Below are 25,976 nucleotides of genomic sequence, written 5' to 3' on the forward strand. Positions count from 1 at the left end.
TCTTGGATCAGACGGTGGCACCGGGCCCGTGCTTGGCCAGCGCTTCGGCGACCGGGAGCAGCTCGAGAAACCAGGGGTTTTTCGGCCGAGTCAGTCCTTCATCCATTTCCGCCAGGGCCTCATGGAGGTCGAACGCTCCGATGCCCCGGCCCTGCAATCCCAGCACCCGCACCCCGGTGTACTTCTGTTCCATGGCGTCCGCAAGGCTGAAGGCGGCAAAGGCGCCCATGCGGCTCGCCAGGATTCGATCGAAAGCCGAAGGCGCGCCGCCGCGCTGGAGGTGCCCCAGGATGGCGGTGCGGACTTCGAATTCGTCACGGCTTTCTTCTTCCAGCAGGCGCCGGATGAAATCCGTCGTGTAATGGCGGGATGCCTCCTCGTTTCTGAGGAAAATCACCATGCGTTTGCCGCTCCGGAAGCTTTCTTGGAGCATGTCCACGTCACGGCTCAGGTCGCGGAGGCGGATCCCCAGTTCCGGCAGGTAGGCCTTTTCGGCCCCTGAAGCCAGGGCTCCCAGAAGCGCCAGGAACCCGGACCGGCGGCCCATCACTTCAACCACGAAGGCCCTCCGGGTGGCACCGGCGGTATGACGGATCTTGTCCAGGACCTGGATGACGTTATTCAAGGCGGTGTCGGCCCCGATGGTGAATTCGGTGCAGGGCAGGTTGTTGTCGATGGTCGCGGGAAGAACCACGATGGGGATATCGAGTTCGGGGAACCGGCGGCGGTTTTCCACCATCCGGGCCACGTTGAGATAGCTTCCCAGGCCGCCGATCACGATGAGTCCCTTCAAGCCGTGACGCGATATGTTTTCGGCGATTTTCGCCAGGTCCTCTTCCCTCACATCGTGACGGAGCGTACCGAGTTCCGAACTGGGCCGGTTCAGCCAGCCGGTCAGTTCGTTCCAGCCGAGTTCCCGCAGGCGCCCGTGGATCAATCCCGGAAACGATTCCAAAACCCCGTAGACGGCGATGCCCTGGTTCAGCAGGCAGCGGGCCGCCACGCTCACCGCCGTGTTCATCCCCGGAGCGTCCGCGCCGCCGGTGAGGATCCCCACGCCTCCTTCCCCCTGGGATTTCTCGGCGGGCTCGATGCGCGACAGCGTCTTCACAAGTTCCAAGCCACGGGTGAAACTTTCCCCTCTCAGTTCCTGAGCCTTACCGTAACTGCCGTTTTCGATCTCTTGCGCCACCCTGCGGCTCTGTTCCACGACTTCGGCCAGCGGCGTAGCCGTCACCCGGTTTTTCTGGAGTCCCAGCATGTGCCGGAGCTTCCCCGGCGGCTCCTTCACCAGCAGATCCACGGCGGCCACGCCGAGCCGTGTTGCGAGAATTCGGTCGAAGGCCGTGGGCGAGCCGCCCCGCTGAACGTGACCCAAGACCGTGATCCGCACATCGATGGCCAGTTGCTCGCAAAGGATCCGCCGGATTTCTTCGGCTCGAATGGGAAGCCCGTCGGGGTGGCGGGCTCCTTCCGCTACCACCACCATCTGGTGAGGCCGCCCGATTTCCCTGGATTTTCGCAGTGAACGCACCATCTTCTGATGCCAGCGAAGTTCCAACTCCTCTTCCGGAACCAACACCCACGACGCTCCGCCCGCCAGCGATCCCATGAGAGCCAGGTAACCGCAGTGGCGCCCCATGGTTTCCAAGACGAAGGTCCGCTGGTGACTGGCGGCGGTGGAACTCAAATCATCGATGGCCTGCACGATGTGATTCAGGGCCGTGTCCGCGCCGATGGACATATCGGTTCCGAACAGGTCGTTGTCGATGGAACCCGGAAGACCGATGACCTGGAGAGCCTCCGGCGCCTCTTCCAGTCCCAGCGACGCCAGATGCTCCGGCCATTCCGAAGCCAGCACGTGAGCGCCCATGAGGGAACCGTCGCCGCCGATCACCACCAGCGCCCCGATTCCGCGCTCGACCAGGTTGGCCACCGCCGCCCGGCGTCCCTCGGGCAGCCTGAAACGCTCGGACCGGGCGGTTCCCAGAAACGTTCCACCTCTGGGTAGAATCCCACCCACATCCTGCCACCCCAACAGCCGGATGCTGTCGCCGCCTGCCACCAACCCCTCGTAGCCGTTGAACACACCGTGGACCGGAACGCCGCAGTCCAGCGCACGCCTCACCACAGCGCGGACGGCGGCGTTCATCCCGGGAGCATCACCGCCGCTGGTGAGAACCGCGAGAGAACGGATCATGTCTTCGCCTCCCGAAATGGCGGAAAATCCCGCCGTTCGTAGATTCCTTCGCCGTTCATGCCGGTTCCCGGTTTCGGGCCACCATATACGAAAGGCTCAGGTTCGCCTGGAACACGAAATGCTTGAAGCTTTCAAAGCTCTGTTCATCCAGTTCACGCCGACTGCTCCACCGGTCGGCGTAGATCACGCCGATCCCCGGTGAGCCTCTTCGACAAGTCGCGGAGGATTTCCAGCTTAAGCAGCGGGTCCCGGTCCCTATCGTTGGCTTCATCGGCAGAACGGTTGTGACACAAAACAGCCGGGACGCAAAAACTTGGTAGCGTTCTAAAGTGGAGACCTCAAGCAAAAAGGATAACGAAAGTCAAAAAATCCCCCTCTCCCTTGATGGGAGAGGGTTGGGGTGAGGGTGAAAAAACTAAGGTATGTCAATCAGTTACATTCCCCTCCCCTTAATCCCCTCCCACAAGGGGAGGGGAATTAGAATTTGGCATCAAATATTAGGTCAATTATTTTCTATGCTACCGCAAGGTTACCCCCGCGTCACCTCCAGTGCGAAATCCAGCCCCAGCCGCTCGAACACCGCACGGTGCGGAACGCCCGTCTCCGGGTCCCAGCCCATGGCTTCGTAATAGTCGCGGATCTGGCTGTCGTTGTCCACCGTCACGCCCTGAGTGGGACCGCTTGGAAGCGGCGGGTTCCCGAGAACGCGACCTGGAAGCCGAAAACGTTCGACGTTTCGAATGCCCTCGCGCAGGTTGAAGGCGATCCTGATGTTCGCGATCCGCTCTCCGACGGCGAGCACATCCTCCAGCGTGAACGGGCGCCCCAGGGCCAAGGTCAGGTATTCGGATAGCACCCGGCCGGGCGTGATCAGGGACGCGAACATGCAGACACCGGCCGCATTCACCACATGACCGAAACAGGACGCAAATTTGTGCGCCTCACCCTTTCCCCGGTAGACGTAACGACCGGCGATCTTCGGGACATCCAGATCTTCCGGCAGCATATTGCCTTCCACGAACCACGAACCGTACTGGGTGTGTCGGCCGGGCGTCGCGTCCGCCACATAGCTCACGCCCAGACCCGGAAAACACCTCGGGTCGTGCATGGGCAACTCCTCGCCGCCGCATTCCATGCCGGCCGCCTCAGCGCCGCCGCCGATCCGTTCCGCGGCCCGGCGAACGCCGTCTCCCAGCACCTTCCCGCCGAAGCCCTCGCCGCGGGCGATTTGCTCGGTGAGCTCCACGACCGCTTGGTGATTTCCCCACGCGAGCTTCAGTCCGCCGGTGTCCGCCTCCGAAATCAGCCCTTTGTCAAAGCACTCGAAGGCAAAGGCCACCACGGCGCCGGTGGAAATGGTGTCCAGGCCGAAGTCGTTACACAGGTTGTTTACGCGGCAGATGGATTCCAGGTTGTCGTTGAGGCACATGGCGCCGAAGGCCCCGAGCGTTTCGTATTCCGGCTTGTGACCTTCTCCCGCGTAGGGTCCCGCCTCGACCTTCACGCGGCCGCCGCAAGCGATGGGACAGCGCCAGCAGCTGTACGGTTTCACCTGAATGCGCCGCACGGCTTCGCCGCTGATCCGATCCGCGCCGGCAAAGGCCTCCGGCGGCGCCATCCAGTTCTTGATGGGGGTATCGCCCATGCGGACCCTGGATTCCAATCCGCCCGGCGTTCCGTAATTGTGGTAAAATTCGTACATGGGGTTCGTGACCTGATAATGGGTGGATAGAATCTCCTTCCGAAGCGCTTTCAGCTTCTCGTCTTCCGCCACCGGGACCTCGCCGCCGCCCACGGCCACCACCGCCTTCACCCGTTTCGATCCCATAACGGCTCCCAGCCCTGACCGTCCGGCCGCCCGCCCCCCATCGTTGATGATACAAGCAAGCAGTGAACGCCTTTCACCCGCCGGGCCCACCACCGCCGATCGTGCGTTCTTCCCGTGCCGGTCCTTCAGTCTCTCTTCCGCTTCGCCGCATGGGAGCCCCCACAGATCCGAGGCGTCATGGAGCGTCACCCGGCCGTCTTCCACCACCACGTATACCGGTTCTTCCGAAATGCCGGAAAAATAGACCGCATCCAGTCCAGCCTGCTTGAGAGCGGGCCCGAAGGTTCCGCCGCAATTGGCGTCGCCCCATCCGCCGGTTTTAGGAGATTTTCCGACCGCCGTAAACCGGTTTCCCGTGATGGCGGCGGTTCCGGTGAGCGGGCCCGTGGTGAGGCCGAACACGTTTTCCGGGCCCAGCGGATCCACACCCGGGCGCTGGCGGGTGTACAGCAAATACGCCGCCAATCCGTAGCCGCCCAGGTACTTCAGGTAGAGTTCATCCGGTGGTGCTTCAATCTTCGTCTCTTGGCTTGCCAAATCCACCCACGCAATCCGTCCTCGTACTCCTTGAAGACTCATCGATTCCTCCTTCCAAGCGTTACGACTCCCACCTTGCCATGACGGCATTCGGCGACACTCTTTGGATCCAACCTAACCCGCCAATCCCCAAAGTTCCAGAGCCCCCCCGGGTCTGAAACGTCCGCCACGCAAGCGGAGTGGCCGGCGCAAGCGAACACCCTCCGTTCACAAAGGCACCCCGAAGGCGCTTCCAGACGGAAAGCCGCAATTTGGCCTTGCCAACCCTCAAGCTCTACAGTAGAAATAATATTGTAATTAAACTCTTTAGTTACATTAACGATCATGGGGCTGAATGGGACACCGCCGCAGGGATGAAACACCCCGCCAGACAAATGGGGCTTTGCTCTAGGAACCGTGGATCCGAGTCTTTGCTATAGGAGCCGGCGATCCCAGTCTTTCTTGTAGAAGCCGGCTTGCCGGCGATTAGCATCGCTGCCAAGGCCGTTCCTACAGGGTCAAGGAACCTCATCAGCGCCCGACTTTTATGAGCTTGTTTTTTGGACAAGCTCTTACAAGCAACGCAAAGCAGGACTCTTTTACGGCAACAGAAGGCGCCCGGAACGGGAGGACCTCATGAAGCAGGAGCCGTCTACAAGGTCGGACAAGTGCCCGGTTTGCGGCAGGATCCCCGAAACCTTCTATTCCATTTGCGAAAGTTGCGTGGAAAAGCTCAAAGACAAGGGAATTCTTTCGAAAACGCGATCTCAGGTCTCGTTCACGCCCCCCTCGAACGCGCGAGAAAAAGCTTCGAATTAGCCTCGGAAGGTTTACGGCATCCTCTGCGGATTGCTCAAACCGCCACGATCGCCGCTACCCGTCGTTGTTCGCGTCGGGCGGCCGTCACGTCCGCAAGCGGAAAGAGCCCAGCCGTTACCATCGTACTGTGCATGAAATAGTAAAGGGACACCGCTACGCCGTAGACGCTGAAAAGACCGATCCCGGCAAGAAGGATTCCCGAAAGGCATAGAGCGTCACAGCGCCGATTCGAGGATTTTTCGAGAACGGGGCCCGTGGAATCCGCTGTGAACGGGGTCGGGAAGGGCCGTTCGATGTGATTGATTCAATATGGTCGGGGCGAGAGGATTTGAACCTCCGACCCCCTGCTCCCAAGGCAGGTGCGCTGACCAGTCTGCGCCACGCCCCGATCGGTTGAGCGATGATAGGTAGCATGAATCCCTGTGAGCATCAAGATTTAAGCCGCGGTAAATTAGCTAAGTTAGGCATAACTTAGGGACAGGTGAATTATGATTTCCACTGCCTGCACAAGAAGGAGCGGCGGGCTCACCGGGCGGCGGGCGTGGAAGGGGTGTTTTCGCTTCGGCGATTGACGGCGGCGGCGTGAGGGCTGTGGCAGGATCGCCCGAAGTGATAGGGTCCCGATGGGCCGGAAACGCAGCTCTTTCGATTCCGGTCGAGACGGAAAACAACCGAGGATGGCTGCGAAGGGATGGGGCGGGACGCGCGATCGCCCGGGTGACGGGGGATCGCGCCCTTTGCTCGCGTCGGCCGTGATGCGCGTGGAGGGGCGGTCCGCGGACCGCCCCGGCGCCTGGAATAACGACCCGCGAGTTGGAACAGCAGTCTCCGGGATCTCACGGGGAACGACCCGTTGGCCATCCCCGGGGACTGTGATATTTTCAAGCCGTATCCGGAAACTTTCGCAAGGAGTCGCCATGGGTGGCTACGATGCCGCCATGAAGGTCATCCTCGCCCACTGCCGTGAGGCGGCGCTGGAGTTTTTCCTGGGCCTCCACGTGGAAGAATCGGAGATTTTGGAACTTCCCCAGGAGACGGCTTCGGTTCGCCGAAGCGACTTTCCCATCCGGGTGCGGGCTTCCGACGGGCGGGTCTTTATCGTATTGCTGGAAGTGCAAAGCCGGTGGGAACCGAACGTACCGTTGCGGCTTCTGGAATACGACGCGCGGTATCGTCTGAAAACGGGCCTCTCGGTCTTGCCGGTGGTGATGCTTCTCACCCCCAGCGGGAACGTGGTGGAAAGCTTCGAAGACGGCGGCATCCGCTACCGGTTCCAGGTGATATCCCTTGCCGCCATGGACGCCCAAAAGGTGCTGGAATGGGGAAATCCGTGCCTCATGCCCTTTGTGGGGCTCATGCGGGGAGGGTCGGAGATCTTTCAAATGGCCGAAGAGGCCGTCTATGGCTCGAGCCTCGGCCGAAGCGACAAGGCGGATCTTTTGACCGGCATGGCGCTTCTTTCGGGTCTTGTGGACAAGGATCTACCTCGCCGGCTGCTGGAGCGCAGGAGGGACATAATGATGGAATCCTATGCCTATGAACTGATCAAGAAGGAAGGCTACGAGGAAGGCGTCCGCTCGGGAATAGAACAGGGACTGCAGCAGGGAATGCAGCAGGGGACGCTGGAGGCCACACGGGAACATATCCTGGAGACCTTGGAAGCGCGCTTTAAGGATGTTCCCAAGGATATCTTTCAGTCCCTTCGGAAGATCCAAGATCCGGATGCGCTGAAACTCGTCTTCAGGAAAGCTCTTCGTGCCGACTCCCTGGACGAATTCCGCAAAGCGCTGTCAAGCTTTTTTGATTAGGCAGCCATTCCCGCAGGTTCTGTAAAGCTTTTCCCCTCGTTCCCAAGCTCCGGCTTGGGAACGGCCTGCCCGGGAAGCTCCAGCTTCCATACCCGCGCTATCCTTGGACCATGCCCCCGCGGCGCTCCATCAGGGTGGTAACCCTAATGGACATCCACAGATTACACAGATTGACACAGATTAAAAGAATCAAGGCGCTTGATGGAAAATCCAATCATCTTTCGCCATCGGTGAAATCTGTGGATAAAATTATAACTAAGGCCGCCGTGGCGGGATGACTTCGTGTGACAAGTACCCTGATACAGCGGGTGGGGAACGACCCGTTGGCCATCCCTGGGGACTGTGATATCTTGAAACGGTATCTCCGGGAACTTTCGCAAGGAGTCCGCCATGGGTGGCTACGATGCCGCGATGAAGGTCATCCTCGCCCATTGCCGTGAGGCGGCGCTGGAGTTTTTCCTGGGTCTCCACGTGGAAGAATCGGAGATTTTGGAACTTCCCCAGGAGACGGCTTCGGTTCGCCGAAGCGATTTTCCCATCCGGGTGCGGGCTTCCGACGGACGGGTGTTTATCGTGTTGCTGGAAGTGCAAAGCCGGTGGGAACCGAACGTACCGTTGCGGCTTCTGGAATACGACGCGCGGTATCGTCTGAAAACGGGCCTCTCGGTCTTGCCGGTAGTGATGCTTCTCACCCCCAGCGGGAACGTGGTGGAAAACTTCGAAGACGGCGGCATCCGCTACCGGTTCCAGGTGATATCCCTTGCCGCCATGGACGCCCAAAAGGTCCTGGAATGGGGAAATCCGTGTCTCATGCCCTTTGTGGGGCTCATGCGGGGAGGGTCGGAGATCTTTCAAAGGGCCGAAGAGGCCGTCTATGGCTCGAGCCTCGGCCGAAGCGACAAGGCGGATCTTTTGACCGGCATGGCGCTTCTTTCGGGTCTTGTGGACAAGGATCTACCTCGCCGGCTGCTGGAGCGCAGGAGGGACATCATGATGGAATCCTATGCCTATGAACTGATTAAGAAGGAAGGCTACGAGGAAGGCGTCCGCTCGGGACTGCAGCAGGGGACACTGGAGGCCACGCGGGAACATATCCTGGAGACCCTGGAGGCGCGCTTTAAGGATGTTCCCAAGGATATCTTTCAATCCCTTCGGAAGATCCAAGATCCGGATGCGCTGAAACTCGTCTTCAGGAAAGCTCTTCGTGCCGATTCACTCGACGAATTCCACAAGGCGTTGTTAAGCTTTCTCGATTAGGCGGCCGTTCCCGGAGGCTCTCTTTGAGTGGCATGGCCAGAGACGGTGTGAAGGCCAAGCCTGTCTCACGACCACAGCTGGTTCGGCGCCGCGGCACAGTAGCCTTTCGGATGCGTGCTCACCCCCGGCTTCGGCCAGCGCTTTCTCCTTGCGGTGCAGCTCGCGTTCGATTTGGCGGACACGCTTGCGATCCGGCTTCTGCTCGCTTTTTAACTGGGGGTTGGCTTCGCGGACCCAGTCGTTGGGCGTTTCGTGGACTGGTACCTCGCTTACTACAAAACGAGACCTACTGAAATCCTCAAATTTTCCTACAGTTCCGCCGCCCGCCGCCCGATAACAACCGTGGACGGCGGCGCGGAAGCCCACATGTTTTCCGCCCCCACGCACGATCGACATCCATTAACCGGCGTTTCCGAAAGGGCAAAACCGTCGTGAGGCGGTGACGCAAAGCCACGGGTCCGCGTGGAGCGGGCAGCCGGGCTGCCGAAGAAACGGGAGCAACCTCCAGGGACTATGCCTTGCGGCTCCGTTTCTCTTCGGAATCGTCTTCAACTTCCAAGGAGGTGTCCGTCATGTTTTTCAAAACGCCACACCGCAGCGGTACTTCATGGCTTTTGCCTTTCAACTTCGGGACCCGTCGCGAAAACAGGCGGCGGGCTTTGGCCGTGCTTCTCACCTTCTTGCTTTTCGCGCTCGTGTACCCGGCGGCCTGGGCGGATCCGCCCCAGTGGGCGCCCGGAAGGATCCTGGTCCAGGCCCGATCCGGCGTGGACGATTGGCGGCTGGAAGACGTCCTGGCCCGGCACGGTGCTCGAACCGTGAGCATACTGGAAAAGATCAAGGTGCACATCGTGTCCGTTCCGCCCCAGGCGGAAGAAGCCGTGGCCCGGGCCCTCGCTCACAACCCCAACATCGCCTTCGCCGAACCCGACCGGCTGCTGCCGCCCGGCGAAATCCATCCCGACGATCCCCAGTACCCGAACCAGTGGCATCTCCCGCTCATGAACGCTCCCGGCGCCTGGGATTACACCCTCGGCGACGGTGTCGTCGCGGCCGTCCTGGACACCGGGGTCGACGCCACCCACGCGGACCTCGCAGGAAAGCTGGTCCCGGGCTGGAACATTTACAACAATAACGCTGACACCTCCGACATCTACGGTCACGGCACCAAGGTCGCCGGAGTGATCGGCGCCGCCGCCGACAACGGCCTGGGCGTGGCCTCTCTCTCATGGAACACGATGATCATGCCGGTCCGCATCAGCCGCGACGACGGCTACGCCTACTACAGCACCATCGCGAGCGGCCTCACCTGGGCGGCGGATCACGGTGCTCACGTCGCCAACATCAGCTACATGGTCACGGGAAGTTCCACGGTGGGGAGTGCGGCCGCTTACTTCCGGGAAAGGGGCGGGGTAGTGTTCGCCTCGGCGGGAAACTCCGGCGCCCTGGAGTCTGTCCTCGACAGTGAAACCATCATCAGTGTTGCCGCCACCACCAGTTCCGACGACCGGGCCAGTTGGTCCTCCTACGGGGACTTCGTGGATCTGGCCGCTCCCGGTGCCGGCATCGTGACTACGATGCGAGGCGGCGGCTACGCGAGCGTTTCCGGAACGTCCTTTTCGAGCCCGGCGGCAGCGGCCGTGGGGGCGCTTGTGCTCGCGATCAACCCCGTCCTTTCACCCAGCCGGGTGGAACAGGTCATAGAAAGCACCCCCGTGGATCTGGGAACCACGGGTTGGGACATCTACTACGGGCACGGCCGGGTGGACGCGTTGGCCGCGATCCTCGCGGCACTGGAGACCTCGGAAACGGCGGACACCCAGGCTCCTTCGGCCGCCATCCTTGCGCCGACGGGCGGCACCGTTTCCGGTGACGTAGCGGTAGACGTGAGTGCTTCCGACAACGTAGGGGTCATCAACGTCGCGCTCTACGCCGACGGTTCCTTCGTGGCCGAGGATACGGAGCCGCCTTTCCAGTTCACGGTGGATACGCTGCTCCACGGCGACGGTTCCCTCACCCTGACCGCCACCGCACTGGATGCCGCCGGAAACCAAGGGAACTCCGAACCGGTCACCGTCACCGTGGACAATACGCCCGACCCCGTGGATACGGAAGCACCCGCAGTGGTGATTCTGAACCCTTCCGACGGCACCACCCTGGAGAAACTGGTCCGCATCCAGATGAGCGCCTCGGACAACGCGGGGGTGACGCGCCTTGGCTGTTACGTCGACGGGAAACTCTTGGGCGAGACGGAGGGAGACTTCCTTTCCATAAACTGGAACACGTGGAAAGCCGCCGACGGGAACCACACCATTACCGGGGAAGCCTGGGACGCAGCGGGAAATCTGGCCGAAACCACCATCACCGTGGTTAAACCGGCCGACACGTTGAAAACATCCCAAAACAGCAACTGACGAAACCCATCGAACCATCACCCGAACCAGCTTCCGTAATTGACTGCTGATCTGAATTCGTGCGCTCTCTTCCGGCATTTCGAGATTCAGCCGACTATTCCCAAGAAAACTCAAAAGGGCTTGGCATAGGATGGCAAGCCCTTCACCATTTTCGCAACCAAAGAACGCCGGCTATGGCCCAAGCCGGAGACAGCCTCTTTCCTTCAACGTTTTCTGCGCCAGCGCCCGACCGCCCCGGCCCCGATCAACCCGGTCCCGACCAGGAGGAGGCTCGCCGGCTCCGGGATGACTTCCGATGGCGGTTGTCCACCATCACCACTGCCACCATCGTGGGAAAACGGACTGAAGACAGAATGTATCTTGTGATTCGTCTTCACAATGTGGTCGTAGGCCACGATATCCATCCACGTGTAGCCTTCGCCAACGTTCACATGGAAGACTTTCGTCTCACCCACCGCCGTATCGCCCCACTCCTCCCCGGGAATAAAATTCATCACCGTCTCACCAAGGCCAAAGTCCCCTACCATATATTCATAGTAGGATGTAGGAAAGACCCCATGTGGAGGTACCGAAGTTCCATCCCCCATAACGGGAGTCCCGTAGGAAACGAACTTGTAATTTTCATCCAGGTAAACATCCCCGGTTCCTTCGTGCAGTAAATCGTGATTACCCGCAATTCTTGTGGCGACTCCGGTTGAATTATAGCTGGGTTCGGAAGACGTTCCATCAACCCACGTAATATCAATGGTGCCGTCCTCATCGGTTGAGACCGCCAAAGCGATTTTAACATCAAAGATTTCTTCCTGGGCGCCGATCACCCAGAGATCATACTCCAGGCTTTCCATGATCCAGGTTTCCGTGTCCGTGTCGTAGGTCGCCCCAGGAATATAAATCTGCAATTTGGGGACCGCCCAGACGGGAGCATACAGGCCGGCCGTCAGTGGCAATGAGGCCAGAAGGAACATGAAAAGCCAGACCACCCCCCAACGTTTTCTTTTCGCTTCTTTCAGCATGACATCCCTCCAGCACCGGAGCCTAATGAGCCGCAAGAAAACTCGTCGGAGAACGTGTTGAAGCAACCAACATGCCAATACGGCCGTCCAGCGTTCATGTCTCTAACCAATTGTATCGACTAGATAATTTTGAGACAGAAGTGAGCGTTTTGATCTGTATCGGGACAGGTGTGCAATAGGCTTCCACTCGGGGATGCAACCCCCGTCTCAGATCGGTAATCCATTGCACATGCCTTTTGGGGTGGGATTGGACCCTAAGAGCCGATCTGAGATTACCCCGCACCCTTTGGGGATTGAGTGTCCGTTTTTTCGCGTAGGGGCGGATCGCGAACGGCGGTTAAGGAGCGACTCATGCCCTGTAGGAGCCGGCTTGCCGGCGATCAGGGTCAACGCGGTATTGCCGGTTTTACGGGTCGCGGGCAAGCCCGCTCCTACCGACAACGGAAAACCGGGCCGATGGGGCATGGCGTTGGGGTTGGTTCATCGCGGCGAGGGCGCCACTCCCACAGATGGTTTGCATCGCGGCCAAGGCCGCTCCTACAGGAACACGGAACGTCAGGGCCCGACTTTCATGAGCTTGTTTTCGGACGACATCTAAGCCCATGGGCTTCCGAAGACTCCATGAGGTGCCTCCGGCTTATCCGCTCCAATACGCCTCACAGCACGAACCACTCGTTCCGGCTCAGACTTTCGCACCCCGTCTCGCTCACCCGGACCATGTTTTCCAGGCGCACACCGCCGAGACCTGGAAGATAGATGCCGGGTTCCACGGTGAGGACCATGTTTTCCTGGAGGATCACGTGGTTTTTCCTGCCGTAGCCGGGTCTTTCGTGGACCGCGAGTCCGACGCCATGTCCCAGGCCGTGGCCGAAAGCGTCGCCGTAGCCCGCCTTTTCGATGATTCCCCGGGCGATGCGGTCCACTTCCAGCGAATCCACACCGGGGCGGACGGCGTTCATGGCCGCCAGCTGAGCTTCCCGTACGATGCGGTAGATCTCCTTCATTTTTTCCGGAACCCGCGGACCCAGCCAGGTTCGGGTCATGTCGGAACAGTAGAGGCGCAGCCGGGAACCCAGGTCAAGGACCACCGCATCGTCTTCACGGATCGCCCGGCTGGTGGGAACCGCGTGCGGGAGCGCCCCGTTGGGCCCACTCGCCACAATGGGCGGAAACGACACAGCTTCCGCGCCCGCTTCCCGAATGCCCCGTTCGATGGCCCAGGCCACATCCTTTTCCCGGAGGCCCGGCCGGAGCGACGCCCAGACCTCGTGGAGCACCCCTTCGGTCACGGCGATGGATGCGCGAATCCGCTCGATTTCCCCGAGTTCCTTTATCATGCGGCCTTCTTCCACGAATCCCTTTTCGGCGACGAGCACCGCGTCCGGCTGAGCCGACCGCAGCATGTCCTGGATCTCCACGTAGAGTTGATGCGTCAGGTGGTGCGATTCCACGCCCAGGCGTCGCACCGCAAGTGTTCGAAAGATATCGGGCAGTACCTGGTCCAGTCCTTCCCGGTGGATCAGCGTTTCGTAGCCTCGGGCTTCGGCTTTCGCCTCTTCTTCGTAGCGGAAGTCCGTTACGAGGACCTGCCTAGAGCCGGTGATCACCAGCAAGCCGGAGCTTTCGGTGAGCTGCACGTCTTCCGCTTCAAAGCCGCTCAGGTAGTAGCGGTTTTCAGGGACCGAAACCAGAAAACCGTCCAGCTCCCGTTCTTCCATCTTCCGCCTCAACGCCCGCAGTCTTTGTGCATAAGGATCCGGAACTCCGGTCATGATTCCTCCTTCCACCACTGTCCTTGCGTTGGACACTCACCGGAACCAGGAGATGTGTTGCGCGAAACACTCGCTTCCTTATCTATAGCGCGGGAGCCCGGCCGAAGCACCCGAAAAGATCGGGCGGCGGCAATGGACGCAGAGAAAACTTGACAAGACTAGTCAGGTATTTTAAGCACAACCACGCTCCGCGCCTTCGAGCGGACGTGGGGGGACATCCTTTCCTCGATGGAAGGTGCCGGCGCCTGTTCCTGGAAGCTCACGCGGGAAGCCAGGTCCAAAACGAACGACCACAAGGATGTGCCATGTACGCGAGAATGCTTCTACTTCGTTTCCCCAGGGAGATCGTGGATAAACCCATCGTGACCAACCTGGTCCGAACCTACGATCTCTCATTCAATATCCTCAAGGCGCAGATTTACCCCCGAAAAGAAGGCCTGATGGTGATGGAACTGCGCGGCAACCGCAAGGACTACGAACGCGGCATCCAGTACCTCCATGACATCGGGGTAATCATTGAATCCATCGCCCAGGGCATCCGGCGGGACGACGAGAGGTGCTACCAGTGCGGCGCCTGCACGGCGGTCTGCCCCACGGGCGCGCTCCACATCCAGCGCCCGGAAATGCAAGTGATCTTCGATCCAGAACGCTGCAGCGCCTGTGAACTGTGCGTCAAAGCCTGTCCGTCGCGGGCCATGATCGTGACTCTGGACCGGTCGCTCGACCTGGAAGAGGCGGTCTGACGGCTTCCGGTGGATGGCAGGGTTGGAGAAACCTCGGGAGGTAGGATTTGAGACTGTCCACGCGGGCTCACTACGCCGTCCGGGCGGTTCTGGACCTAGCGATTCACGCCGTGGACCGGCCGGTACCCATTCAGGAAATAGCGGAGCGGCAGGCGATATCCCAGGCGTACCTGGAGCAGTTGTTCGCCAAGCTGCGGCGCGGAAGGATCATCCGGAGCGTCCGCGGACCCCGGGGCGGATATCTGCTGGCGCGCCCCGCCGCGGAAGTGACTCTGGCCGAGATCATGGAATGGGTGGACGAACCCTTGGAACCGGTGGCGTGTCTGGACAAAGACGGGCACTGCGACCGCGAAGGCGGGTGCAACACGCATCAGATCTGGCGGGACCTGGGCCGCCATATCCGAAGTTTCCTGGAATCGCTTACCGTGGAACAGGCGCTTCGCGACGCGCAGGTGGAAGAATCCGTGAACGCGACCGACACCGGTCGTCAGTCCCTCAGTTCTGGAGGATAGAAGGCATGAATTACAGCGACATTGTCATGGATCATTTCATGAACCCGAGAAACGTAGGCGAACTGGAGAGTCCCGACGGCATCGGTCAGATCGGAAACGTAAGCTGCGGGGACATCATGCGGATGACCATCAGGGTACGTGAGGAACGCATCGAGGACGTGCGGTTCAAGACCTTCGGCTGCGGTGCGGCCATCGCCGTGAGTTCCATGGTGACCGAGATGGTCAAGGGGAAATCCCTGGAGGAAGCCGTGGCCATCAACCGGGACGATGTCGCGCAGGCCCTGGGCGGGCTTCCTGAAAAGAAGCTTCACTGTTCCAACCTGGGAACGGACGCGCTCAAGGCGGCCATCAACGACTACTGGCGGAAGACGGGGCACCCGGAAAAGGTGGTCCCGCTGGAAGACCAACACCTGGAGCATGAATCCGAAGAAGCGAATGCGTGTTGCGGTAGCAATGAGCGGGGGTGTCGACAGCCTGAAGACGGCGGCGTTTCTCAAGGCACAGGGGCATGACGTCTTCGGCGTCCACATGCGGGTGCTTCCCGAATCGCGAAACGGGCGGTGGGACGCTCGGAAGGTGAACCGGGAGAAGGAAGACGCCGTGCAACGGCTGGCATCCCGCCTGGGGATCGAACTGCGCGTGGTGGATCTCAGGGAGGCCTTCGATCGGCTGGTGATTCAGCCGTTCCTCACCGCTTACCGGAACGGGCTCACGCCCAATCCCTGCACGCTCTGCAACCCCGCAGTGAAGTTTGGAATACTCTTGGAAAAGGCCCTGGAAGGGGGCGTAGATCGGCTGGCCACGGGCCATTATGCGCGGGTCCTTCCGCCGGACGACCGTTTCCCCGGGTACCGGCTCCTTCGAGGACGCGATCCCGCCAAAGACCAGTCGTATTTCCTGTTCGGACTGGACCGGAAAAGCTTGGCGAAGGCCCTTTTCCCCCTGGGCGAACTCCGCAAAGACGACGTTCGCCGCTGGGCCGCCTCCGAAGGTTACACAGACCTCCTTTCCGCAGAAAGCCAGGAAATCTGTTTCGTTCCTTCCGGCCATTACGTGGAATTCTTAGAAGAACGCATAGGTGATGCGGCGTTTTCCGTTCCCGGACCCATTCTGAACACCGACGGAACCGTCCTGGGCGAACATCGGGGGGTGTTTCGCTACACCGTGGGGCAGCGGCGGGGGCTGGGGCTCCCGTCCACCGAACCCTACTACGTGGTAGCCATCGAACCGGAAAGGAACGCCGTGAGAGTCGGCCGGGCTCGCGACCTGGAGCGGGACCGGCTGATCGTCGAAAAGGTGAACTGGGTATCCATGGACCCTCCGGATCGACCCATCCGGGCTTGTGTGCGCATCCGCTATCGGCACCGGGCTGCGCCGGCCTTCGTGATTCCCCGCGATGACGCAAGCGCGGCCGTCCGTTTCGATCGGCCGCAGAGAGCCGTGACTCCGGGCCAGGCGGCGGTTTTTTACGACGGCGACACGGTCCTGGGGGGCGGAACCATCGCGCGCGAAGGGACGCAGGGGTGAGCGTGCCGTCGCTTTACGGTACGGATCTGGACGGAAACCCGCTCGTTCGGCCGGGGAAGCGATGGCTTCCGCGGCGGACGCGGGCCGTGTTTCACAATATGGCGGAAGCCGAGCACACTGTGCCGACCCGAGGCGGGTTGTGATGCATCTTCGAGCGGCCGTCGAAACCTTGGGCTGCAAGGTCAACCAGTACGAGTCGTCCTTTTTTCAGGAACGCCTGGAAGACGCCGGCTTCCGGATCGTCTCCTTCAAGGAGCGGGCGGACCTTTACCTGGTGCATGGCTGCGCGGTCACCTCGCGGGCCTGCTATCAGACCCGGCAGCTTCTTCGGCGCGCCGTGCGGACGAACCCCGACGCCCGCATCGTCGCCGCCGGCTGCAGCGCTCAACTGGAAGGCGACCGGTACGCCGCCGAGGGCATCGCGAGCCACGTACTGGGGACGGTAGACAAGTACCATCTGCTGCAATGGCTTGAGAAACCAGCTGACCTCAACCGGCCGCTCGTGGCTCGGAGCGACCCGCGGCGGAGCCCGCCGCTTCGCCCTCTCACCATCGGCAGGATGCTGGACAGGCGGAGCCGGGCCTTCCTCAAGGTGCAGGACGGCTGCAACGCTTTCTGCACCTACTGCATCGTGCCGTGGACCCGAGGGCGAAGTCGCAGCCTTCCCCTGAACGACGCGGTGGGGCAGCTTCGACGCTTCGTTTCCGAAGGCTACGGCGAAGTGGTGCTTTCGGGGATCCACTTGGGCCAGTGGGGCCGCGACCTTCATCCGCCCGGAACCCTTCCCGGTCTGCTGCGGGCCTGCATGGATGCAGCCGGCGGCGCCCGGCTGCGCCTCAGTTCCTTGGAACCGCACGAATGGACCGACGAACTCCTGAACGTGCTCGGCGACTCACCCGGGGTCTGTCCCCACTTCCACGTACCGCTTCAGAACGGTGACCCGAAAATCCTCGAAGCCATGGGGCGGCCGTACACGCCGGACGAATATGCAGCGCTCGTGCTGGAGCTTCGGCGTCGCTTTCCGGATGCGGCCATTGGAGCGGACGTGCTGGTGGGGTTTCCCGGGGAAAGCGAAGCCCGTTTCCGAAACACGCTGGAACTTATCGAACGGCTCCCCCTCACCTACCTGCATGTCTTTCCCTTTTCCCCGCGGCCGGGAACCCCGGCGGCCGGCTTCAGGGACCGCCCTCACGGGGCGGCCGTCAAGCGGCGGGCCGAAGTGTTGAGAAACCTGGGAAGGGAAAAACGGCGGCGGTTCGAAGCCGGCTTTGTTGGGAGCCGCGTGGAAGTCCTCGTGGAGTCGGAAGCCTCCCCTGGGTGGCTCCGGGGGACTTCGGAGAATTATCTTTCGGTGAGGTTCGCCGCCGCGGCCGCGCCGCCCACCGGCGCTCGGGTGGGAGTCCGCGTGGAAAGGACCGGCCAGCAAGGGCTTATCGGCATCATCGATTGAACGACCTCGTTTCGGCTCAGACCCTCATCCTTCGAAGAGAAACCAGGAAACCAGGCGCGGATCCGGCGGGTTTTCGGGGTTGAAGGGGGATATTTCGGATTCGTAGGCATCGTACAGAGCGTCCAGGTATCGGTCGGCGGCGCGCCGCCATCTGGTTTCGGAAAGTATGGATTCTTCCAGGGACCGGATGGCGCTTCGGATGTTTTCGGGCGCGGCGGAGCGGAAAACGTCCGGCCAGTCGCCGACTGGTATGGGTTCCACCCGCCAGCCGCCTTCGCGAAGAAAACGAAGGGAAGCGGTGAAAAGAAGCGTGCCCAGGGTCACGTCACGGAGCTGCCGGACCTGGCCTTCCGGCCAGAGCCGTTTTTCCAGGTCTTGAGGGGACAGGCGCAGGGCGTCGAAAAGGGGTCCGAGCGCCATGAGGGTATGCAGCAGCTGCTTTCCCCGCTTCAGGTCCGCCCGATCCCGGAAGAAGTCTTCCTGGGGCGGACGCCGGGGGTCCGAAGACGGGCGGAGCAGCCGGGGCGTTCTTTCCAACACGATTTCCACGGCCTTCAACCAGTCGGCGTCGAGGCAATCGATCCCTGCCGGCCAGCGGCGGATCCATCCCCCTTCCACGACCTGGCGGATCTTCCGCTGCAGCCGCCTCAGGCGGTACTGTCCGTACCGGAAGAGTTCCTCCAGGAAGGCGTTTCTCAGATAGAGCTGTGCGGCCGTTTCGTCGCCTCCGGTCAGCAGGTCCAGGGCCAGGTTGACGGTGGCGGCCACCTTGCCAGTAGCGGCAAGCAGGTGCTCGGGTTCGTCGGGAGCCAGTTCGTCGGCCACGACCACCTTGTTGGCGAGCGAGGCCAGTTCCAGCTGGAGCGAATCGATTTCTCTCGCATCCGAGAGATTCCGGATGGCTCGGTTCAGGAGGGTCCCGGCGGGCACCTGCATCAGGGCGAACGACGGGGGCGGGGCATCCTGAAGGCGATCGAGCGCCATCACCTTGTCGCCGGAAATCTCGTCCGGGCGGATGGGCCGGTAGATTTCCAGGGCGTCGTAGAAATCGGGGATGGCTCGGTCTTCCAGGCGGCCCCGATGGAACCGGTACGCTTCTTCTTCCACTTCCGCTTCCAACTGCGAGATGACGTGGTGCATCAGTTCCTTGTAAAAGCCGTAATGCGCCTCGAAGAGAAAGCTCAGGACGTTCCGGATCAGGTCTTCGTACTGAGGGTAGCGCACTTCCCAGAAAAACTGGTCGTCCAAGGTCAAGGGAGGCAGAAGATCCCTGGCTTCGACGGGATCCAGGTCCTCGGGCTTCAGAACCACCCGGATCCATTTCTTGAACAAGGTCACCAGCAACTCGAAGTCCGCGTGATAAAGCCAGGCCAAAACCTTTCGGCCGCTGGCTCGAAAGAGGCGGTCCATCCATTCGATGGCCCGCGTCGGCTGGATCCGATCCTTGCGCCACCACTCCAAGTCGAAAATATGGTCGAGCTGTTCCACGCGGGCCATGGCCAGGAGGGGGAGCGCATCGTCGGGCCCGATTTCTTTGACCGTAAGATAGAAATCCTGCGCCGGGAGCGCCGCCGCCACCGCTTCCCCGTCCTTTCGGCCGAGAAGCAGGTTCATGCGTTCCCGGGCGGGAAGCACCATCAGATGGCGCGAAACCTCGCGAGGTTCCGCCTTCTCCAACCACTTGGCACCGAAGTCGATGATATTTTGATCCATGAGCTTTCGTGAAGCCTCCTGCAAACGACAGGGAACCCGCTTTCTTATTTCGCGGACCGAGCAAGAAGTCAAGATCGGAGCCATCGGAGCGGAAGGCTTGGAAACACTTGCTTAAAAGCCGGCAAATGCTTAGGTAAGAGGCACGACGGCGGCGCTCGGATGTACGAACCAACACCACTCCAGGAGACCGAAATGCTTCTCATCGAAGACCTTCAAGTGGAACTGGCCGGAAACGTGATCCTCAAACATATCGATCTCGAGATCAAGCCGGGGGAAACCCATATACTTTTCGGACCCAACGGCTCGGGAAAGACTTCGCTCCTCATGACCATCATGGGTTACCCGCAGTACAAGGTGATCGCGGGGCGGATCGTCTTCAGAGGGGTGGACATCACGGACAAACCCATCAACGAGCGCGCCCGGATGGGAATCGGCATGGCTTACCAGCGCCCGCCCACCATCCACGGCCTCAAGACGCGCCAGATGGTTCAGATCTGCGCCGGGCGGCCGGACCTACCGGTGGATGAGCTGGCCCGCAAGGTGAACTTCAGCGACTTCTTGGAACGGGATATCAACGCCGGCTTTTCGGGAGGCGAAATCAAGCGATCCGAACTCCTTCAGCTGATGGCCCAGAACCCGGACCTCCTGCTCTTCGACGAACCGGAATCGGGGGTGGACCTCGAAAACATCTCGCTCGTTGGAAACACCATCGCTCAGCTGCTGGAAAAGGAATTCGTGCCTTCCCAGGAAAAGACCATGCTCCAGAAGAAGCGCGAACGGCGTAAGATGGGACTCATCATCACCCACACCGGCTACGTACTCAACTACCTGAACGCCGACAAGGGCCAGGTGCTCTATAATGGGATTTTGAGCTGTGCGGACAATCCCCGCGACATTCTGAAATGCATCAGCGAACTGGGATACGAGGAGTGTGTGCGATGTACGCTCGCGAGCAACTGAGGGAGAAAGCCCTGAAGGCGGTGAACAAGGCGGCCGCTATCGGACCCGACGTTCATCTGGAAGAATTCGACAAGCGACCGGTGGCGCATGAATACATGCCCGACGAGAAACTGCGGATGCTTCCCGCCGAAGAGCAGAAGCGGCTGATCATGGCGGGACTCGACCTTTCCGAAAAGGAACGGGCCGGGACCTATTTTCAGAAGGACAGCACCGTGGTTCACTGCAAGTCGAAGCAAAAGGGCATCGAGGTCATGTCCATCCGCAAGGCCCTGGAAAGCCACGAGTGGATCTACGACTACTACTGGAAACTGATGGCGGTGGATACAGACAAGTACACGGCGGCCGCCGAGTTGGACCTTCACGACGGCTACGTGATCCGGGCCCTTCCTGGGGAAAAGTCCGTCTATCCTGTCCAGGCGTGCCTTTATATCGACAAGGAAGGCCTGCAGCAAAACGTCCACAACATCATCATCGCGGAAGAAGACTCGGAGCTCCACATCATCACGGGGTGCTCCACGTCGCCTCACACCCGGAGGGCCGCCCACGTGGGCATTTCCGAGTTCTTCGTCAAGAAGAACGCCAAGTTGACCTTCACCATGATTCACAACTGGGCCGAAGAGATGATCGTGCGCCCCCGATCGGTGGCCCAGGTGGAAGAAGGCGGGCTGTTCATCAACAATTACATCTGCATGAGGCCCGTTCGATCTTTGCAGATGTATCCCACCACGCACCTGGTGGGAGAAAATGCCGTGGCCCGGTTTTACAGCATCATCGTGGGGAGTCCGGAGACCGAATACGACGTGGGCGCCCGCGTTTACCTGAAAAAACCCGGTTCCCGCGCCGAGGTCGTGGCTCGAACCATCAGCAACGGCGGAAAGATCATCTCCCGAGGACATCTCATCGGCCAAGTGCCCGACATCAAGGCTCACCTGGAATGTAAAGGGCTGATCCTGAACGGAGGCCTCATCCACGCCGTGCCGGAACTGGAAGGGCACGCAGACGGCGTGGAGATGTCCCACGAAGCGGCGGTGGGAAAGATCGCGCAGGAAGAGATCATGTACCTCATGTCGCGGGGGCTGAGCGAAGACGAAGCCACTTCCACTATCGTCCGCGGCTTCCTGAGCGTGGACATTCCGGGGCTTCCACCGCAGCTCAAAGCCGAAATCGACCGCGCCATCGAGGCGAGCGACAAGGACGTGATGTAGCAGCCGTGCCCGCGTTCGCCCATGCGTTCTGCTTCGAGGGCACGAAAACCCGCGGGGCGACTGGGACGCTCCGGCCCGGTTCCGAGACGGGGCCTGGGTCTACCAGGGACAAAAGAAAGGGCGGAAGATATGAAAAGTCTATTGGCCGTATGGCTGGCTTTGATAATGGTGAGCGGGTGCTTCACCCAAGCGGTCCGAGCGGAAGAGCAAGAAGCGCCCTACGAGGTGCCCGCGGCCGAACCGCCTTCCCCGGAACTGATGCTCGTGGATGTTTTCATCGTCCGCCCGGTGGGGCTGGCGGCCTGCGCCGTGGGCCTCCTTGGGAGCATCGTGGCCATGCCCTTCGCCTCCCTATCGGGAAACGATCGGGAGGTGAGCCGCCGGCTCATCGCGGAGCCGTTCGCCTACACCTTCACCCGGCCGGTGGGTCACTTCGAACGCAAGTGAAAGGGGCGGACCGGCGACTTTTCCGACCAACCGCCACGCCTTCAGCAAACGAGACCTCTGCACTACGCCGCAACCGGCGGGCCCAACGCCCCCGCCGGTTGCGGGCCCAATGCCCGCCTGCGGCTACCCCGCGGTACCGAAGACCCTGACCTTCTTCCAAAGCGACTCCGCCCGGAAGAAATCCTTCCATTCCGGCACGACGCTTCCCATCTCTTCCAGAATCGCCTCACGCCCCTTTGGAAACGCCAGGCCCTGGGCCGCCATGATGCGGGTCATCACGTCCCAGTCCGGAAGCGCTTCGCCCTCTGGAACCATGGCCTGTTCCAGCGGGAGGAGGCGCCCTTCCTGGTTGATCACGAGCCCCGGGGCTTCCCCGAACGCGGCGGCGGGCAGCACCACGTGGGCGAATTCCACGGCGGGGCCGACCACGTTGTCGACAAGAGCGATAAACTCCAATTGCTTCAGACTTTCCAGCCGAGCGCCATGGGACGCCTCGGTCAGGAACACGCTCTCCTGGACGAGAAGCCCGCGGAGCCTTCCGCTGTCGATGCCATCAATCACGCCGAACGACGCGGCTTTCGGAAGCGCCGGCACATCCCACAGTTCTCTCAGCCGTTCCAAGGCGCCCGCGTCGGACGCGGGTACGAATCCCGGCAGGCGCTCCGGGCTGACGCCGGCCAGCAGGGCGCCCAGGCCGTTCACCGTATCCAGGCACGGATACCACCCGCCGCCCAAGTCCTCTCCGGTGCACTTTCCGAAGAGCGCCAGGCCCGCCACGGCCTTGAAAAAGGCCTCAGCATCGCCGGGACTCATGGACCTGGCCGGCGGTACGGCGAAAACCACCGCAAACGTTTTCCACTGCTGCAGCATCTTCCGGAAGGCCTCGTAGGCTTCCGCCGGAATCCAGGCTTCCTTCGGATCGAACGGTTCGCCTTTGAGCCAACCGCGAACCTGGGCGACCGCCGCCGGATCCAGCCCTTCGCTCCGCCCTTCCAGTGCCCAGGCCAAGTCGGCCATCAGCTTGGGCCATACCTCCGGTGGCGCCACCAGCGACCGGAACGCAAAGGGCGTCAACCCGTCGGCTGCCTCACCGATCTGCAGCAGCGGCACATTCCGACGCCTCACGGTTCGTCGGATGAGGGTGGCCACAACGGGTGAGCGTTTTTCCAGTTCGTCTCCGATCACGAGGAAGCCTTCGGCGTGTTCCAGGTCGGTCATGGGCCTGGACATGGCTCGCACACCCAGGATCTGCCGGCTGAGTTCCACCAACGCCTCCGCGGCGGCTCGACCAGGGAAATCCACCAGGTGCGTCCCGAAGCCCAGGCGCATCCATTTTTCCAGCAGGTACAGCGATTCCAGAGAAGCGGCCGGCGACCCCACGGCCCCCACGGCCTCCGCGCCGTAGCGGTCCGCCACGCTCTTCAACCCCTGGATCACCGTCTCCACGGCCTTCCCCCAGGACACCGGGACCAGCGATCCGTTCTCCCTGACCAGAGGCCGGGTGATCCGATGGGTCTTCCAGTGCATGTCGTAGGACCGAAAGCGGCCGCGCTTGCACGTGGACGCCCGGCCGGGCGGCGCGTCTCTTCCGTCGGCGATCCAGACCAAGCGGTTTCCTTTGACCTTCAGTTCCAGCTCGCAGCCGCATCCGCAGTGGATGCAATGAGTGAAAACCCCCCTCCACTCGAGGCGTTCCACGGCGCGCCCCTGCCGGCGTTCCATGAGTGCCCCCGTGGGGCACAGGTCCACGCAAAGCCCGCAGGAGACGCAGCGGTCGTTGAACCTCGGCCAGTCCTTGAAGTCAATGGCGTAGGAACACTGGAGCGTATCGCAAGCCACCTTGCAGCGTTCACAGCGAATGCACTTGTTGGGATCCAGGGCGATCTCCGGGTGCGTGTCCACAGCGGCCACCCTCTGGAAGTGAATCTTCTTGCTCGGCTGATTTCTCCAGTCCACCTGGAACTCGTTCATGAGTTCCCGGAGCCGGCAGTCGAAGGCCGCCGAACAGCCGCACTCCAGGCAGCGTTCGGCTTCCCGTCGGGCCTGTTCCTCGCTCAGCCCCAGTTCCACTTCCATGAAACTGCCGACCCGCTGCCCCACCTGGACTTCCGGCATGCGTTCCCTCGGAATGGTCTTGTAGGCTCCGAAAGGTTCCCGATCCACGTGGTCCAGGTCGCCCTTGCTGATATTGAAGTGAAGCGGTTCCGGCTGGACTTCGTTCACCTGGAAATACCGGTTCAGAGAATAGGCCGCCTTACGGCCGTCGGCCAGAGCAGCCACCACGGTCATGGGACCCCGGAAGAGATCGCCGCCTACGAAGACCATTTCATGGCCCGTATGCATGCTTCTCGGATCGCCTCCGATGGTGCTCCAGCGCGTTACCGGAAGCTCCGCCATGGCAGGATCCTGATCCGGAAGAAGCACTTCGGGAAACTGCCCGATGGCGCTGATCACTTGGTCCACGTCGAGGACGGCCTCGGATCCCTCGATGGGTACCGGACGGCGCCTTCCGCCGGCGTCCGGTTCACCCAGTTCCATACGCAGAAATTCCAGCTGCTGAACCTTACCGCCTTCGCCGATGACCCGGGTGGGCGCCGCAAGGAGTTGAATGTCCACCCCCTCCGCTTCCGCCGCCTCGATTTCTTCGTGGCTCGCCGGCATTTCCTTTCGGGACCGCCGGTACAGGATAGTCACCTTTTCGGCACCCATCCTCAGGCACGTGCGGGCCGCATCGATGGCCACGTTGCCTCCGCCGATCACCACCACGCGCCGGCCCCCTTTAACCGGCCTTCCGGCAGCCACATCTTCCAGGAAGGTGACCCCGCTAACCACGCCCTCCAGATCTTCCCCCACGATCCCCAACTTCCGGGTACCCCAGGCGCCGATGGCGAGAAAGATCGCTTCGTAGCCTTCCTTCTTCAGGTCGTCCAGGGTGAAGTCCTTACCCCAGCGGACCCCCGTCTTCACCTCCACGCCCAGGCTCAAGATCCCGTCGATCTCCCAGTCCAGAACTTTCTTCGGAAGCCGGTATTCGGGAATCCCGTAGCGGAGCATGCCCCCGAGCTTGTCCCGGGCTTCAAAGATCGTCACGCCGTGACCCAACGCTCTCAGGTAATAGGCGGCGCTCAACCCCGCCGGCCCGCCGCCCACGATGGCCACGTGCCGACCCGTGCCGGGCGGCACCGTGGGCAGGATCCGCTCCCCGCTTCTCATTTCGAAGTCGGCCAGGAAACGCTTGCAGTGATTGATGTTGACCGCTTCGTCTACCAGGAGCCTGCGGCACTGCCCTTCGCAGGGGTGAGGGCAAACGCGGCCGATGGTCGCGGGCATGGGTATCTTTTCCTTGATGAGCCGAACCGCCTCCTGGTATTCCCCGTGGCGGATGAGCGCCAGGTAGCCCTGGATGTCCACGTTGGCCGGGCAGGTGAGCGAACAGGGCGCTACGCAGTCGCCGTAATGCGTGTCCAGGATAAGCTCCAGCAGGAGCTTCCGGGTCTTATCCAGGTTCGCGCCGGTCGTTGTCACGTCCATGCCTTCCACCACGGGCGTGCTGCACGCCGCCTTGAACTGCTGCTCGCCCGCCACCGCCACCACGCACAGACGGCAATTCTCCAGGGGTTTGAGAAGCGGGCTGTAGCAGAGGGTGGGGATGTAGACACCTTCCCTGCGAGCGACATCGAGAATCGTGCTTCCCTCGGGAGCCTGAACCGTTTTGCCGTCAAGCCGAATGGTCACCGTCTTTTCCATAGAGTTCCTCCGCCGGTTTCTTCGGGTATGGGCCCTGCCCGTTCA

18 protein-coding genes, 1 tRNA gene and 1 riboswitch are annotated in these 25,976 nt (G+C 61.4%); of the genes, 11 read left to right on the forward strand and 8 right to left on the reverse strand.

All coding sequences use genetic code 11. From position 1 onward, the window contains the following. Window positions 1-7 precede the first annotated feature (7 nt). The 4 genes from FDQ92_RS01475 to FDQ92_RS01485 form a co-directional block, all read right to left on the reverse strand. Entirely contained in the window at window positions 8-2,200 is a 2,193-nt protein-coding gene (locus tag FDQ92_RS01475; protein WP_137422954.1) for a 6-phosphofructokinase, read from the reverse strand. Between the two features lie 55 nt (window positions 2,201-2,255). Beyond that, window positions 2,256-2,387: a hypothetical protein gene (locus FDQ92_RS15850; RefSeq protein ID WP_281276831.1), complete on the reverse strand. Its 132-nt coding sequence runs from the start codon at window positions 2,385-2,387 to the stop codon at window positions 2,256-2,258. A gap of 342 nt (window positions 2,388-2,729) precedes the next feature. Further along, a complete protein-coding gene (locus FDQ92_RS01480; RefSeq protein WP_170180129.1) occupies window positions 2,730-4,607 on the reverse strand; it encodes an aldehyde ferredoxin oxidoreductase family protein in 1,878 nt (625 codons plus the stop codon). A gap of 1,066 nt (window positions 4,608-5,673) precedes the next feature. After that, window positions 5,674-5,751: transfer RNA gene (locus FDQ92_RS01485), tRNA-Pro, on the reverse strand. Between the two features lie 529 nt (window positions 5,752-6,280). On the opposite strand from FDQ92_RS01485, the gene FDQ92_RS01490 reads away from it, so the two are divergent. The 3 genes from FDQ92_RS01490 (at window position 6,281) to FDQ92_RS01500 (ending at window position 10,842) form a co-directional block, all read left to right on the forward strand. Then, window positions 6,281-7,171 (forward strand): RpnC/YadD family protein, encoded by an 891-nt coding sequence (locus FDQ92_RS01490; RefSeq protein ID WP_137422956.1) that lies wholly within the window; start codon window positions 6,281-6,283, stop codon window positions 7,169-7,171. A 390-nt stretch (window positions 7,172-7,561) separates the two neighbouring features. Next, window positions 7,562-8,428, forward strand: a complete 867-nt coding sequence (locus FDQ92_RS01495) for an RpnC/YadD family protein (protein ID WP_137422957.1) — start codon at window positions 7,562-7,564, stop codon at window positions 8,426-8,428. A gap of 409 nt (window positions 8,429-8,837) precedes the next feature. Beyond that, window positions 8,838-8,916, forward strand: a riboswitch (cyclic di-GMP riboswitch). Window positions 8,917-9,000: 84 nt separating this feature from the next. Further along, window positions 9,001-10,842, forward strand: a complete 1,842-nt coding sequence (locus FDQ92_RS01500) for a S8 family serine peptidase (protein WP_137422958.1) — start codon at window positions 9,001-9,003, stop codon at window positions 10,840-10,842. Between the two features lie 203 nt (window positions 10,843-11,045). On the opposite strand, the gene FDQ92_RS01505 is transcribed toward FDQ92_RS01500, so the two are convergent. Continuing rightward, the gene (locus tag FDQ92_RS01505) at window positions 11,046-11,855 is read right to left on the reverse strand and encodes a choice-of-anchor N protein (protein WP_137422959.1); all 810 of its coding nucleotides are present in this window, start codon (window positions 11,853-11,855) and stop codon (window positions 11,046-11,048) included. Between the two features lie 656 nt (window positions 11,856-12,511). Next, the gene (locus FDQ92_RS01510) at window positions 12,512-13,627 is read right to left on the reverse strand and encodes a M24 family metallopeptidase (RefSeq protein WP_137422960.1); all 1,116 of its coding nucleotides are present in this window, start codon (window positions 13,625-13,627) and stop codon (window positions 12,512-12,514) included. 305 nt (window positions 13,628-13,932) lie between these two features. Here FDQ92_RS01510 and FDQ92_RS01515 point away from each other — a divergent pair, with 305 nt between their 5' ends. The 5 genes from FDQ92_RS01515 to mtaB all read left to right on the forward strand — a co-directional run bounded on the left by FDQ92_RS01515 (window position 13,933) and on the right by mtaB (window position 17,859). Then, window positions 13,933-14,370 carry an NIL domain-containing protein gene (locus tag FDQ92_RS01515; protein ID WP_137422961.1) on the forward strand — a complete coding sequence of 146 codons (438 nt, stop codon included), beginning with the start codon at window positions 13,933-13,935 and terminating at the stop codon, window positions 14,368-14,370. A gap of 47 nt (window positions 14,371-14,417) precedes the next feature. After that, a complete protein-coding gene (locus FDQ92_RS01520) occupies window positions 14,418-14,882 on the forward strand; it encodes an Rrf2 family transcriptional regulator (RefSeq protein ID WP_137422962.1) in 465 nt (154 codons plus the stop codon). 5 nt (window positions 14,883-14,887) lie between these two features. Next, window positions 14,888-15,394, forward strand: coding sequence for an iron-sulfur cluster assembly scaffold protein (locus FDQ92_RS01525; protein WP_137422963.1), 507 nt, complete (start codon window positions 14,888-14,890; stop codon window positions 15,392-15,394). Then, entirely contained in the window at window positions 15,318-16,409 is a 1,092-nt protein-coding gene (gene mnmA / locus FDQ92_RS01530; RefSeq protein WP_211341324.1) for a tRNA 2-thiouridine(34) synthase MnmA, read from the forward strand. Before FDQ92_RS01525 ends, mnmA begins: the two co-directional genes overlap by 77 nt. Before the next feature lie 142 nt (window positions 16,410-16,551). Continuing rightward, window positions 16,552-17,859: a tRNA (N(6)-L-threonylcarbamoyladenosine(37)-C(2))-methylthiotransferase MtaB gene (mtaB, locus tag FDQ92_RS01535; RefSeq protein WP_170180130.1), complete on the forward strand. Its 1,308-nt coding sequence runs from the start codon at window positions 16,552-16,554 to the stop codon at window positions 17,857-17,859. Window positions 17,860-17,883: 24 nt separating this feature from the next. Here mtaB and FDQ92_RS01540 read toward each other — a convergent pair whose 3' ends face one another. Beyond that, window positions 17,884-19,572, reverse strand: coding sequence for a DUF6178 family protein (locus tag FDQ92_RS01540; protein WP_137422966.1), 1,689 nt, complete (start codon window positions 19,570-19,572; stop codon window positions 17,884-17,886). A gap of 192 nt (window positions 19,573-19,764) precedes the next feature. Here FDQ92_RS01540 and FDQ92_RS01545 point away from each other — a divergent pair, with 192 nt between their 5' ends. The 3 genes from FDQ92_RS01545 to FDQ92_RS01555 all read left to right on the forward strand — a co-directional run bounded on the left by FDQ92_RS01545 (window position 19,765) and on the right by FDQ92_RS01555 (window position 22,184). Next, the gene (locus tag FDQ92_RS01545; protein ID WP_137425659.1) at window positions 19,765-20,532 is read left to right on the forward strand and encodes an ABC transporter ATP-binding protein; all 768 of its coding nucleotides are present in this window, start codon (window positions 19,765-19,767) and stop codon (window positions 20,530-20,532) included. Further along, window positions 20,511-21,737: a SufB/SufD family protein gene (locus FDQ92_RS01550; RefSeq protein WP_137422967.1), complete on the forward strand. Its 1,227-nt coding sequence runs from the start codon at window positions 20,511-20,513 to the stop codon at window positions 21,735-21,737. Before FDQ92_RS01545 ends, FDQ92_RS01550 begins: the two co-directional genes overlap by 22 nt. Window positions 21,738-21,866: 129 nt before the next feature. Beyond that, entirely contained in the window at window positions 21,867-22,184 is a 318-nt protein-coding gene (locus FDQ92_RS01555; RefSeq protein ID WP_137422968.1) for a hypothetical protein, read from the forward strand. 123 nt (window positions 22,185-22,307) lie between these two features. Here the strand turns inward: FDQ92_RS01555 and FDQ92_RS01560 are convergent, their stop codons facing one another. Beyond that, window positions 22,308-25,931, reverse strand: coding sequence for an FAD-dependent oxidoreductase (locus FDQ92_RS01560; RefSeq protein WP_137422969.1), 3,624 nt, complete (start codon window positions 25,929-25,931; stop codon window positions 22,308-22,310). Window positions 25,932-25,976 lie beyond the last annotated feature (45 nt).

The organism is Desulfoglaeba alkanexedens ALDC, from assembly GCF_005377625.1.
Classification (GTDB): domain Bacteria; phylum Desulfobacterota; class Syntrophobacteria; order Syntrophobacterales; family DSM-9756; genus Desulfoglaeba; species Desulfoglaeba alkanexedens.